Origin of the sequence: Corynebacterium sp. (genome assembly GCF_030532715.1) — a bacterium.
Lineage (GTDB): Bacteria > Actinomycetota > Actinomycetes > Mycobacteriales > Mycobacteriaceae > Corynebacterium.
On sequence record NZ_JAUNKO010000001.1, the window covers coordinates 323,344 to 336,079 of the forward strand.

The following is a 12,736-nucleotide window of genomic DNA, read 5'->3' on the forward strand; positions in this document are numbered from 1 at the left end:
ATTCTTGCACGGTTCTCAGCGTTGTTGGTGGTCAACAGTGCGGCCGGGAGCCACCAATTCAGCGAACCGTGTGCGGCGCGGCTGGAACCACCGCACGCCGGCCAGCGTCGGCGGCACCACGCTCCACTTCGCCACCGGCAATTGACGCAACGCCTCAAACACCATTCCGCCAATCAAGGCAAACACCAAACACACACCAATCCACGTGGTGGGCGAATCCCACAGGTTGCCGGTGTCCTCAGCAAAAGCAATGTCCTCGTAGCGGTACTGGAAGTTAAACAACACCGTCAGGGCCAACGGATGCCCCAGATACAGCACGAGGGTGTGGCGGCCGAAAAACGCCAAGATGGAATTGATCACTGGCACCCGCGATAACACCACCGCCAGCGCAATCGCCGCGGGCAGCATGAGCAACCGAACCGTTAAACGCACCAAGATATCAATATCATTGGCGTCCAACAGGATCCCGCCGGGCAAGTTCCAACCCTCTACCGGGTATTCCAACCGCAACATCCACAGCGTGTTGAGCACGTGGCCCGCAGCATAGCTCAGCGCCGCAACGCCCAGCCCCCACAGGTACAGTGTGTGCTCCGCAAACCAGGCGATCAGGCTGCGCCCATGTGCACCAATGAAAAACACTGGGATAAACATGATCGCATTGGCCACGATCGGATCCCACTCCTCGGTAGCCACCAACAACACCACTGGGCTCAGCGACAACAACAGCGCCAACCACGGGCGCAACTTCCGCGTCGCCCACAATGCAAGGTTGCACAAAATCAGGCAGTACAAAAACCAATACGTATTGTTGCCGCCGGTGACAGCCTCCCAATAAAACCAACCATCGGGCATGGGTTTGTCCTGGTAGGCCGCGAACTCAGAGGCCTTCAGCCACTGCTCCACCGGTACCCAACATACGTACGGCACGATGAAATACCACAAGCGCCGGGTGCACAAATCCCGAAGCGTGGAGTGCAGCACCTTGGTGGAAAAGAACCCACTGACCAGAAAAAACAGCGGCAGGCGCAACGGCGCAAGCAATTCGTTGTATTGGGCGGGCAGCGTTTCCATCCCGTAGGGCACCGTCAAGCACGCGTGCAACAACATCACACCGAGGATGGACAACCCGCGGGCAGCATCAGGCCACGCAAGGCGTTCCGCCTTGCGCGAAGTGGAAGTTATAGGGGTGGCCGCTTGACCGCTCACGCCTTACCTCTCCTTGGGCACACAGGAAGCCCAAGTGAAGTTTGGGCCTTGAACAACCTTACTGGACGGTGAATAAGTTTGGTAGCCCCAGCAGCGTTGACGGCAGCGCACACGTCCCCCCACCTGGGGGTTAATGATGGCTTGGGGCCGTGCCCTCCGGATATCCATCACCAGCCGCCAACGACGCCTTCACATCCGCCGCATACGCGTCAACATAGGTCTGGCCCGACAGTTCAGCCAACGTGGCCACCACATGATCCGTGAGGGCGCGAGCCGCCTCGTAGGATTCCGGGTCGAGGCCCTGCGACGTTACGTACGCCAGGGCGTCGATAGGCGCGCCGACGCGAATCCGCACCTTGGCGGGACGCAGAATCCACGAACCAATCGGGTTCGCCTCCCGGCTACCAATCATGGCCACCGGCACCACGTTCACGCCCGCGCCAAGCGCCATCTGCGCCATGCCCGTCTTGCCTTTGAAAATCCGGCCATCCGGGGAACGCGTCCCCTCGGGGTAAATACCCAGCAAATCGCCGCGGCGCAGCACATTCATACCGGACTCGATCGCGGCGCGGGCGGCGTCCGCAGAACTACGATCAATGGGCACTTGCCCCACGCTGGTGAAAAACCACTTCTGGAACTTGCCCACCAAGGTGGTCCCGGTGAAGTACTCCTGCTTGGCCAGGAAGGTGATCTGGCGCGGGCACAGCAACGGCAAGTAAAACGAATCCATCACAGACTGATGGTTGGACGCCAAAATAGCGGGTCCGGTTTCGGGTATGTTTTCGAGCCCGTCGATTTCGGGTCGGTTATACACCCGGATAACTGGCCCTAGAAGAATGTTTTTAAAAGCCCAGTACCACTTGTTGTGCATTGTGTTTCACTTCCATTGAGCTGCCGTGCAGTTTGGTCAGGTGCAGTCACGTTAGCTGGCGGGCCAAGTCTGCTACGCCAATCATACCTGCGTCACTGCCTAGCTCCGCTGTACGCAGTCGCGCCAACGGCCGATGCCCCGAGCCCACGATACGCTGGCCGTACTGTTTGCGGGCAGCATCCAAATAGAGCACCGATTCGCACGCAACGCCGCCGCCAATCACAATCAACTCTGGATCCAAAATATCCGCCACGATGGCCAAGCCCTCCCCCAACCAGTGGGCGAAATCATCCACCGCCGCGAGCGCAGCGGCATCCCCGCGACGCGCCGCTTCCATAACCACATGCCCCGTCAACGCCTCTGGGCGGGCATGATAATCAATGCTCAGCCGGGAATCGTCGAACTTACCGCCGGCGATAATTTCGCGAGCGGTTGCCACCAGCGCCGTACCGGAGCAATATCGTTCCAGGCAGCCGCGCTTGCCACACGGGCAGGTCCGCCCCTCTGGCACTACCGTCAGGTGCCCAAACTCAGGTGCGGTGCCAAACGCGCCGCGATACAGCTTGCCGTCAATCATCAACGCCCCGCCGATGCCGGTCCCGATGGCAAACAACGCCCAAATATTTGCATTCCGGGCGGCGCCGAACCGGTATTCGCCCCACGCGGCGGCGTTTGCGTCGTGTTCAAGACGTACCGGCAACTGCAATTGGTGCTGCAAGCGCTGTTGCACCGGAGTATCGCGCCACGGTAAGTGCGGTGCGAATCTCACGGTCGTGCAATCAGGGTCAAGGAACGCGGCCACCGCCACACCGACCGCGGCGATATCGTGGCGAGTGGCCAGCTTTTCCACAATGTGTTTGATGCCGCGTTCGAGCGCATCGGTACTGCTTGGTGTGGGCACTTGTTCGAAATCGAGTACCGTCCCGCAGGCGTCCACCACCGCCCCGCGAAGGTTGGTGCCACCAATATCAAAGCCAACCGTCACCGGAGTGCACACTCGGGCCATGGGGCATGTTCACCTGCCGCTCATCTCAAAAATGCAAAAGACTATTCACGTATGAAACACGCCGCGTACAACTATTATTCCGCCGCGGGGGCAAGCACCTCGCGCAGCCGCTCCCCCAGCCGCTCCCACGACCAAAGATCCAGCACATGGGCGCGCCCCGCCCGACCCATGGCGGCGCGCCGTGATGGGTCGCGGAGCAACGCGATAATTTCGCGGGCCAACGCCGCCGAATCCCTGCCGGACACCACCACACCGGTGTCTGCGGTGACGGTCTCCGGCGCACCCCCAGAATCCCCCGCAATGACCGGGATTTCGCACCCCTGCGCCTCCAAGTACACGATGCCCAGGCCTTCCACGTCGAGCCCGCCGAATCTTGTGCGCGCTGGCATGGCGAACACGTCGGCGGATGCTAGGAGGTCGGTGCGGGCGGCGTCGGCAAGCATGCCGGTAAACAATACGTTCGGACCGGCCATGCGGCGTAGCGCGCGTTCATAGCGGCCGCCGCCAACAATGACGAGCTTGGCGTCGGGAACCTCCGCAAGCACGCGGGGCCAACAGCGAATCAGCGCGTCCTGCCCCTTGCGCGGCACCAACCGGGAGATGCAACACACCATGGGCTGCTCCGGCGCCACCCCCCACTGCTTTCGAATCTCCGCTCGGCGCAGCGTCGGTTGAAACACGTTTGCGTCCACGCCGGAGGGCAAATGCACCCATTCCACATCCCCGAACGCGGTTTCAATACGGCGGCGCGTGTAGTCCGAAATATAGGTCACCGCATCAGCGGAATTGCCAATACGCCGCAACGCCTGGCGTGCCCCCGGCAGCATCGCCCACCCCACCTCGTGCCCGTGTGTACTCGCCACTACGCGCCGCGCCCCCGCACGCTTCGCCGCCGCCCCCAGCAGCCCCAGCGGCGCGGCCGCCCCGAACCACACGGTTTCAACATTATGTTCGGCGATGAGTTCACACATGCGTCTCGACGTCGCGGGCGTTGGCAGCATCACCGCGTGCGGCCACCGCACCACCCGGTACGGCAACTGCGCATCGTAATCACGGGCGGCGTCGGCATCCTGGGTCGACGCAAACACCACCAAATCCTGTGGCGGCAATTGCGCCGCAAAATCACGCACATACGATTGAATCCCGCCTACGGTCGGCGGGAAATCGTTGGTCACCAGCAGCGTAGTAGCCACACTAGTAACGGCGCGCACCGTAGAACGGCATTGAATCCATGGGCACCACCTGCACCGGAATACCGTAATCAGACGCGTGCAACAGCATCCCATTCCCGGCGTAGATTCCCACATGCGTGGCGCCTGGGTAATAGCCAATCACGTCGCCCGGCTGCAGTTCCTCCCGGCTCACTGGCGTACCCCCAGCCATCTGCGCCTGAGACGTGCGCGGGACGGTCTTCCCCTGCTGCTGGTACGCCCAATAAATCAAACCGGAACAGTCAAACGCGTCTGGGCCAATCGCACCCCAACCATACGGGGAACCCACCTTCGTCATGGCGGCTTCCAGCGCACTCATGCCGGAAGGGTTCGAACCCTGAATACCCAACAGCGAATGCTCCACCGGACCGTTCTTAGAATTCCAGCGTTCCCGGTCCGCGGGGCTCAAAGCCTCCACGCGGCGCCGAATATCCGCCGTGCGATCATCCAAATCCTTGCGTTCCTGCTCGGCGCGACCCCGCTCCACCGCCAGCTGGCCCGCCTGGAACTCCGCCTGCGCCTCCGCCCGGGCCGCACGATCGTGCGATGCGGCAGCCGCGTCAGCCGCCGCCAACAGCCCCTCCAGCACCTGCTCCTGGTGGCGGGTCAGCGACGTCATATAGGCGGTGCGGTCAATCGCGCTCTGCGGATTCTGCGCCGAAATAACGCTCGTCACGGGGTCAATGTTGGCCCCGCGGTACTTCGACAGCGCCAGCCGATTCACCTCAACCTGGTTCGCATCCACCGCGGCGCGGGCGGACTCAGCCTCCCCGGAAGTGACGCGGACCTGCTCCCGAATCCCATCGATTTCCTGCTGCTTGGCCTCAATATCCAACTCCAGCTGCTTCACAGACTCATTCTTCGCCTCAATTTCGTGCGAAACCTTATCTAAGTCTTCGATGAGTCGATCCACCTCTGCCGGGTCCGCGGCCGCCACGGGCGCGAGCGGCGCACCGGCAATCGGCGCTACAGCGACGCCGAACACAGTGGCGCCAACCAACAGTGTGGACGTAATAACTCGGCGCAACTGAGAGTCAGACACGGAAATCTCAAACCAACTTTCCACATTTGGCACATGTACTACGGAGCCGAAGCGGCAACACTACGACTATAAACGCTGCGTAACACAAGTGAAAATAACCTACAAGAAATCTGAAACAAAAGTGAACAATGTGAATGTTGTGAGAAATGCAAAAACCCGCAGGAGCAACGTCGCTGCGGGATGCGGGAAACGCTAGTCGCTCTTAGTAGCGAACAGCGGAGTGGAACGGCATTTGATCCATGGGAACCTCAGAAAGCGGAACACCTTCAGTGGAGGCGTGGATCACGGTGCCGTGGCCGGTGTAGATGCCCACGTGCGAAGCGCCAGAGTAGAACGCAACGATGTCGCCGGGCTGCAGCTGGTCATAGGAGACCTGGTGGCCGCTCGCGGCCTGATCGTAGGAGGTGCGCGGAATCTGCTTACCCACCTGCTGGTAGGCCCACGAGGTCAGGCCGGAGCAGTCGAAAGCGTTCGGGCCCGCGGCACCCCATACGTACGGAGCGCCAATCTTGGAGGCTGCGGCGTCCACGATCGCCTGGCCGTTGTTCGCGGCGGGCAGACCCGGCAGAGCAAAGCCTGCGGGGGGTGCGGACTGGCCGTCCAGCGCGGGCACCCAGTCCTGGGCGCCGGGAACGTTTTGAACGCCAGGGATGTTCTCAATACCTGGGACATTGAAGGTGATTCCGGTGTTCGGGATGACAACGTCTGCAGCCTGTGCAGGTCCCGCGAAGGCTACGGTGGCGCCGACGGCGACAGCGGAGGCGGTTGCTGCGTTGCGAACAGTGTTCGAGTTACGGCGGCTGTGCTTACCCACGATAGAAAACTCCAAATTCTTCCTTTGTTGGCCGACCGGGTTAGCTGACGGGTTCGGAAGCGGAAGGCTCCCTATCCGGCTCCACGTCTCCGAATTGCGGAAACGCTCTTACACGGAACTCACCCCAGAAAAGGTGTTTGGTTCCCCGGCTCACATTCACCACCTCCACTTGCCGGAGGCTTTAAAGCAAATGCGATTAGGCATTGTTCGGTTATCCGTCGCTTACCCTTCGAGACCCGTCTGATCTCTCCCGGTTCGCAATGTCTCATTTAGGTTACGAAAGGGGGTTTGGTTTGTCCAACGTTCGCAAGTAAATCGCCCACTTCCCGTGTTCGTTACCGTCCCGTTATCAAATCCTGCGCCGCGCCTACCGCAACCCAGCAACGAGAATTACTGCCACTGAGCGTACACCACATCTGCGACACAGAAATAGGTTGTACGCTGCGAATTCATTCTCGATACCGTTACGGATACCGAGCCTAAAGCAATTCAGCTACCAATGCGTGGCGCGACACCCGATTGCTTGTTACAAATTAATTTTGTGACTTCGCTCACACCGCGCTTGCGCGCTACCAAAAGCTCCCCATTCGGCGATATACCAGTCGGCAAAATGTGCCCATCATGCAATTCACAACAGTAACATAAATAACTCAATTAACTGTGACACCTTACGCCACAGCATTTCGTAAGGGCGAAACTACAAACCACCTATCGACGCCGCGCGCCACACGTTCGTCGAGATGAGCACCGAGGCGCGTTGCCGAAACCCAAGGCCCATACTGGCCAGCGCGCAATCTAAGCGCGCACTCCTTATATATAAGGGATGCTCTTAGGAAAATTTCACTCTATGCATCAGGGGCGCCGTGCCCACAGGGGTAGCTCACACGCACCCCACACCGTCCGCCAAGCGTGGCGAAATAGCCCCACCTAAAACGCGCTCATCCGCGTCCGTCACCGCAGATACAGTATCCGATGCACAAAATAGCCCGCCCCACGGGTTTGGTCCGTGGGGCGGGCTGTAGAGCGCGTTGGAGATACTAGCTAGGCGCGGCCGTCTGCCTCATCTTTGGCACGGTTTGCAGCCTGCAGTTCTTCGAACATTTCCACTTCTTCCGCGTGGTTACGATGCTCGATATCGGCTGCCTTGGCGGCGATATCAGCATTGTCCGGCTTGAAGTAGGAGCCGCGACCGGGGGCACCGGCGAAACCAAGCTGGTTCATCTGCTTTGGCACGGGGGCGCCAGCGTATTCCAGCGGGATCGGGTGGCCGTGGTCGTCGACCGGACCCAGCGGCTGGTGCACTTCGATAAAGGCACCGTTCGGGAGCTGGTTGATCACACCGGTTTCGATACCGTGTTCCAGAACCTCGCGGTCGGAACGCTGGAGGCCGATGCAAATGCGGTAGGTGACAAAGTACGCCAGCGCGGGCAGCACGATCAAACCGATGCGGCCAATCCAGGTCATCGCGTTCAGCGAGATCTGGAAGTGGTAAGCAACGAGGTCGTTACCACCAGAGATGGTCAGCAGCGCGTAGAACACCAGCGCCATTACGCCGAGGGAAGTACGCACAGGGACGTCGCGCGGACGCTGCAACAGGTTGTGGTGGGCGTCGTCACCCGTCATCTTCGCTTCGATGAATGGGTACGCAAACAGCAGGCCCACAAGCACGCCGAGCATAATCGCAACCCAGAACACCGCGGGAATGGTGTAGTTGCCAAAATACAGCTCCCACGCAGGCATCACACGAGCGGCACCGTCCGTCCACAGCATGTAAATGTCGGGCTGCGAACCAGCGGAAACCTGTGCCGGGTTATACGGGCCGAGGTTCCAAATCGCGTTGATCTGGGTGGCGCCGGCCATCAGCGCGAGCAGGCCGAAGGTGATCAGACCGAACGCGACGGACTTCACGGCAAACACCGGCAGAATGCGCACGCCAACCACGTTGTTTTCCGTGCGGCCGGGGCCGGGGAATTGCGTGTGCTTCTGGTACCACACCAGCGCCAGGTGAGCGGCGATCAATGCGAGCAGAATACCCGGGATCAGCAGCACGTGGGCGATGTAGAAACGATCGAGCATGATTTCGGACGGGAAGTCGCCGCCGAAGATCAGCCAGTGCAGCCAGGTGCCAATGACCGGCAGGGAAATGACGATCGCGGACATGATGCGCAGGCCCACGCCGGAGAGCAGGTCGTCGGGCAGGGAGTAGCCCATGAAGCCTTCAGCAACGGAGAGCAGCAAGAGCACGCAGCCGATGATCCAGTTCGCCTCACGCGGGCGACGGAAGGCGCCGGTGAAGAAGATGCGCATCATGTGCACCATGATCGACACCGCAAACATCAGCGCCGCCCAGTGGTGCAGCTGGCGGATAAACAAGCCGCCGCGAACTTCGAAGGAGAGGTTCAGCGCCGTCTCATATGCACGGGACATTTCTACGCCGCGCAGGGGGCCGTAAGCGCCGTCATAAATGACCTTCGTGATGGAAGGGTCGAAAAACAGCGTGAGGTAAATGCCGGACAACAGCAGCACAATAAAGCTGTACAGTGCGATTTCGCCCAGCAGGAACGACCAGTGGGTCGGGAAGACCTTGTTGATCTGTTGGCGAACCATCGCGGACATGGTGTACCGCGAGTCCATATTGGTGCCCATTTGGGCTAGTTTGTTATTGCTCATGACTTACGCTCCCAGAAAGCCGGGCCGACAGGCTCGATGAAGTTGCCGGCTGCGACGAAGTAACCCTCGTCATCAACAGTAATAGGCAGCTGAGGAAGTGCACGGGCGGCGGGCCCGAACAGGGGCTTGCCGTAGTGCAGGGCATCGAACTGCGACTGGTGACACGGGCACAGGATGCGGTTCGTCTGAGCCTCGTACAGCGAGGTCGGGCAACCGATGTGGGTACAAATCTTCGAATACGCGTAGTAGTCACCGTAGTGGAAGTCTTCCTGGCCAGCACGCTCAACAGCGCGCTTCGCATCCTCGTGACGGAGACGAATCAGCATCACGGAGTTACGCGAACCGTGAATCGAGTGCATGTGCATCTCGTACACCTCGCGAGTCGGATCGTAGAGATCGCCGTCGTTGACGTCTTCCTCCGGCAGCGGGAACACAGTTTCCATGCCGCCAGCGGCGAGATCCTCGGGGCGCATACGCACCAGGCGGGTCACGCCCTGGGTGGTGTAGTGGCCATTGTGCTCCTCGGCGATCGCACCGGTATCACGGCCCAAGTACACCTTGGTGCCTTCCTCGGTGAGAGTCCAGCCGGTGGTCCACAAGGTGCCGTCACCCTGCACGTCAACACCGCCAGCCTTCGGACGCCACGGGTTTTTCACCATGCCGCCCAACGGGGCGATGATGGCCAAGCCAGCCAGCACGGCACCGGTGCCCATGAGGCCCTTGAGCAGGCCGCGGCGACCCAACGTGGAGGTTTCCCAAGAATCGTTGAGCAATGCCACCAGGGTGCGCTGGTCAACTTCCTCGGAGGGGCCATCGTGGCGGGTCTGCACCGAGATTTCCTCGGGGATGAACTTCTTCACATACAGCACCGCACCAAAGCCCATGCACAGGATGGACAAGCCCATCGTGATGCCGAGCAGCGGAGTGTAGAGGGTGTAGAACCACAGGCCTTCTTCGCCGAGGCCCTTGTACTCCCACGGCCAGAACAAGTACACGCCGAGGAAAGCCACGGCGAACACAATGCCCAGCAGGAAGCAAAGCACAACGCTGCGCTCCGCGCGCTTCTCGGCTGGATCGTTCGGGATTGGGAAGCGTTCTTTACGGTACGCGACCGTCACTTCATCGAGCTCGGTACCCAGGCGGGCCAGCTCTTCGTTGCTCATGGCGTTGAGCTCTTGAGACGTGTACTTCTTCATTTCGTTGTTACTCATGAGCGAGATCCAATCCACAATGCAGCGGCAACCAGCACGGAAATGCCGACGAGCCACATCAACAAGCCCTCAGTGACGGGGCCGATACCGCCAAGCCCGTAGCCACCCGGATTCGGGGTTTCCTTGGCGGACTTGATGTAGGCGATGATGTCCTTCTTTTCGTCAGCGGACAGCTGACGGTCAGAGAACTTCGGCATGTTCTGGGGGCCGGTGAGCATAGCCTGGTAGATCTCCTGCTCGTTTGCAGGGTCTAGGTAGGGGGCGTACTTACCGGAGGACAGTGCACCACCACGGCCGGTGAAGTTGTGGCAGGATGCACAGTTCAAACGGAACAGGTCAGCGCCGCGGGCAACGTCGGCAGGGTCGATGTTGCCGTTATAGTTCTGACCACGAAGCGATTCCATGGCAATGGAGCCGTCTTCGTTTTTCACAATGCCCGGGCCACCACCGTTGGCGTTGACGTACGCGGCAAGCGCGAGCGTCTGGTGCTCGGAGTAGCGCGGGGTTTTACGTGCAGCTTGGGCTTCGTTGCGAAGCATCGGCATACGACCAGAGTGGACCTGGAAGTACACTGCACCTTCACCGACACCAATCAGGGACGGGCCGCGGCCCTTAACGCCCTGCAGGTTCACGCCGTGGCAGGTGATGCACGCGACGTCGTAAAGGTCTTTGCCTTCTTGAATCAGCGCCTGGGTATCGGAGTTCGCAGTGGCCACCTGGGCGTCAGGCGTCAACGCGTCAGCCAGAAGGCCAGCACTGGTAAGACCGATAGTCAATGCCACTGCACCGGCGACGGTCCGGCGCACCTTACGGCGGCTCTTGACCTTCTTCGCCGATCTGACCGCAGCGGCGGCCATATCGGGTTTCTGGAGGTTGGTATCCATCATTTCCCTTATAACTCGTGTTCGGAAAGTGAAGGGCTATAGGCCGAGCCCTTGGATCTCATCGTTTCGGTGAGTCCGAGGTCCGTCGGCTGCTACGGCCTACTGAATGAAGTAAATGGTGATAAACAAACCGATCCAAACCACGTCGACGAAGTGCCAGTAGTACGACACCACCATCGCTGCGGTTGCTTGGGCCGGGGTGAACTTCGACTTGGCCACGCGCAACAAAACCACCACGAAACCAAGAACACCAGCCAGAACGTGAGCAGCGTGGAAGCCGGTGGTGATGTAGAAAACCGACCCGTAGATGCTGTTCTGGATGGTCAGGCCGTGCTGCACCAACTGGAAGTACTCCCACGCTTGACCCACGAGGAACACGAGACCCATAACGGTAGAAAGTGCATACCAGCGACGAAGTGCGAAGACGTCACCTCGTTCTGCGGCGAAAACGCCCCACTGCGCGGTAAACGACGATGAAACCAGAATCGCCGTAATCGCGAAGGCGTACGGAACATTCAGGTGGCCTGTACCTGCGTCCCACGACTCTCCCTGACCATTCGCACGTGACACGAAGTACATTGCGAACAGGCCAGCGAAGAACATCAATTCCTGCGACAAAAACACAATCGTGCCGACACTGACCATATTGGGTCGGTTCAGTGCCGCAACACGCTGCGTTGCCGCCGTATCTGTATTTCCAACTGCGCTCGTCACGTTAACTAGTATGACGCTTTCTTAGAGTTAAGTCACCTCATGCCCCCGAATTTCCGTGCGGGAAATTCGCTTATGCAGGCGATTTTCCTTGCCCACTAAGAATTTCCAAAAATTTTCTAACGGGCGGGAACTTTTTCCTAGCGCATCCGACGCACCGTTTACGCTGGTCAACCCCCCATGGTGCGGCGCTGGTGGGCCGCTTGATGTTTTCGCCATTAAAGCCTAAAACATTCCCCTGATTCGAGGGCCGCAATTCCTCAGGCGACAGGTGAGATGTATATCACAAATCTTGGAGGGAACTTTTCGTCCGCTACAACTTTCGGTTGACCCCCTACGGCCTGCGGAAACGCAACCGACGGAAAAGTTTGCCGAGTAACCGCCCCCACATGTGCCCTCACAAGGCAAGAAGCGCGAAACGACGACCGCGCAACGAGGCGCTCCGAATAGCTCCGCGCCGCGCCTCCCCCTTGGCCGCCAAGGGCTCAACCTTGCTATCGAAGAGCTCACACGCCCGGCCGATTTGTTCCAAATTTAACGATTTGACAAAAAGTGTGTCACGCCAATTAATCGCCAAAAAACCCTGCGGATGTATTCCGCAGGGTTTCTCAAATTGCGTTACAGGTAGCTAGTCAGGCAGCACCACGTAATAGCAGACAGGAGTTTAGTGCTTTTCCTTCGGCAAACCGTATTGCAGATTGAGCATCGTGCCCGACCAAATCAGAATGACAGCACCGAGAAGCAACAACCAATAGGACATAAAGGCGATCGCAAACCCCATCACCAAAATGGCCATGGACATCACGAACGGCCAAATGGAACTCGGGCTGAAGAAGCCCAGCATGCCAGCGCCGTCCTCAATCTCCGCTTCTTCCCAGTCGTGCGGCAGGATATCCATGCGGCGTTCGGTGAAGTGGAAATACCCGCCGAGCATCAACGTCAGGCCGGTGGCCAACACCAAACCGGTAGCGCCAGCCCACTCTAGGCCTTGGATGCTGCCGGAGTCGGCGATCTGCTTGGTTGCCAGGATGTACAGCACGGCCATCACGCCCAAGAACGCGGTCAAACCGTAGAAGATCTTTGCAGATGACTTCATTGTTTACGTCACTC

11 protein-coding genes and 1 riboswitch are annotated in these 12,736 nt (G+C 59.6%); all 11 genes read right to left on the minus strand.

Annotated features, from left to right (window positions below; all coding sequences use genetic code 11):
- Window positions 1–15: 15 nt before the first annotated feature.
- Window positions 16–1,206, minus strand: a complete 1,191-nt coding sequence (locus tag Q4D83_RS01520) for an acyltransferase family protein (RefSeq protein WP_303172361.1) — start codon at window positions 1,204–1,206, stop codon at window positions 16–18.
- A 130-nt stretch (window positions 1,207–1,336) separates the two neighbouring features.
- On the minus strand, window positions 1,337–2,077 hold the full coding sequence (locus tag Q4D83_RS01525; RefSeq protein ID WP_303172362.1) for a 1-acyl-sn-glycerol-3-phosphate acyltransferase: 741 nt from the start codon (window positions 2,075–2,077) through the stop codon (window positions 1,337–1,339).
- A 46-nt stretch (window positions 2,078–2,123) separates the two neighbouring features.
- A complete protein-coding gene (locus tag Q4D83_RS01530) occupies window positions 2,124–3,083 on the minus strand; it encodes an ROK family protein (protein WP_303172364.1) in 960 nt (319 codons plus the stop codon).
- A 74-nt stretch (window positions 3,084–3,157) separates the two neighbouring features.
- Window positions 3,158–4,276, minus strand: coding sequence for a glycosyltransferase family 4 protein (locus tag Q4D83_RS01535; RefSeq protein WP_303172366.1), 1,119 nt, complete (start codon window positions 4,274–4,276; stop codon window positions 3,158–3,160).
- 1 nt (window position 4,277) lies between these two features.
- Window positions 4,278–5,309 (minus strand): NlpC/P60 family protein, encoded by a 1,032-nt coding sequence (locus Q4D83_RS01540; RefSeq protein WP_368502171.1) that lies wholly within the window; start codon window positions 5,307–5,309, stop codon window positions 4,278–4,280.
- A gap of 229 nt (window positions 5,310–5,538) precedes the next feature.
- Window positions 5,539–6,150 (minus strand): C40 family peptidase, encoded by a 612-nt coding sequence (locus tag Q4D83_RS01545; protein WP_303172864.1) that lies wholly within the window; start codon window positions 6,148–6,150, stop codon window positions 5,539–5,541.
- Between the two features lie 13 nt (window positions 6,151–6,163).
- A riboswitch (cyclic di-AMP (ydaO/yuaA leader) is annotated at window positions 6,164–6,363 on the minus strand.
- 828 nt (window positions 6,364–7,191) lie between these two features.
- On the minus strand, window positions 7,192–8,820 hold the full coding sequence (locus Q4D83_RS01550) for a cytochrome bc complex cytochrome b subunit (RefSeq protein ID WP_303172368.1): 1,629 nt from the start codon (window positions 8,818–8,820) through the stop codon (window positions 7,192–7,194).
- A complete protein-coding gene (locus Q4D83_RS01555; RefSeq protein ID WP_303172370.1) occupies window positions 8,817–10,031 on the minus strand; it encodes a ubiquinol-cytochrome c reductase iron-sulfur subunit in 1,215 nt (404 codons plus the stop codon). The genes Q4D83_RS01550 and Q4D83_RS01555 overlap by 4 nt, the downstream gene beginning before the upstream one ends.
- On the minus strand, window positions 10,028–10,918 hold the full coding sequence (locus Q4D83_RS01560) for a c-type cytochrome (protein WP_303172371.1): 891 nt from the start codon (window positions 10,916–10,918) through the stop codon (window positions 10,028–10,030). Before Q4D83_RS01560 ends, Q4D83_RS01555 begins: the two co-directional genes overlap by 4 nt.
- Before the next feature lie 96 nt (window positions 10,919–11,014).
- Window positions 11,015–11,629, minus strand: a complete 615-nt coding sequence (locus tag Q4D83_RS01565; RefSeq protein WP_303172372.1) for a heme-copper oxidase subunit III — start codon at window positions 11,627–11,629, stop codon at window positions 11,015–11,017.
- A 661-nt stretch (window positions 11,630–12,290) separates the two neighbouring features.
- Window positions 12,291–12,722, minus strand: a complete 432-nt coding sequence (locus tag Q4D83_RS01570) for a cytochrome c oxidase subunit 4 (RefSeq protein ID WP_303172374.1) — start codon at window positions 12,720–12,722, stop codon at window positions 12,291–12,293.
- Between the last annotated feature and the right edge of the window lie 14 nt (window positions 12,723–12,736).

What these genes read in the sequence shown, in the direction of transcription:
- Q4D83_RS01555 (WP_303172370.1), bottom strand. Translation starts at nt 10,031, where the DNA reads ATGAGTAACAACGAAATGAAGAAGTACACGTCTCAAGAGCTCAACGCC.
- Q4D83_RS01570 (WP_303172374.1), bottom strand. Translation starts at nt 12,722, where the DNA reads ATGAAGTCATCTGCAAAGATCTTCTACGGTTTGACCGCGTTCTTGGGC.
- Q4D83_RS01530 (WP_303172364.1), bottom strand. Translation starts at nt 3,083, where the DNA reads ATGGCCCGAGTGTGCACTCCGGTGACGGTTGGCTTTGATATTGGTGGC.
- Q4D83_RS01525 (WP_303172362.1), bottom strand. Translation starts at nt 2,077, where the DNA reads ATGCACAACAAGTGGTACTGGGCTTTTAAAAACATTCTTCTAGGGCCA.
- Q4D83_RS01550 (WP_303172368.1), bottom strand. Translation starts at nt 8,820, where the DNA reads ATGAGCAATAACAAACTAGCCCAAATGGGCACCAATATGGACTCGCGG.
- Q4D83_RS01560 (WP_303172371.1), bottom strand. Translation starts at nt 10,918, where the DNA reads ATGATGGATACCAACCTCCAGAAACCCGATATGGCCGCCGCTGCGGTC.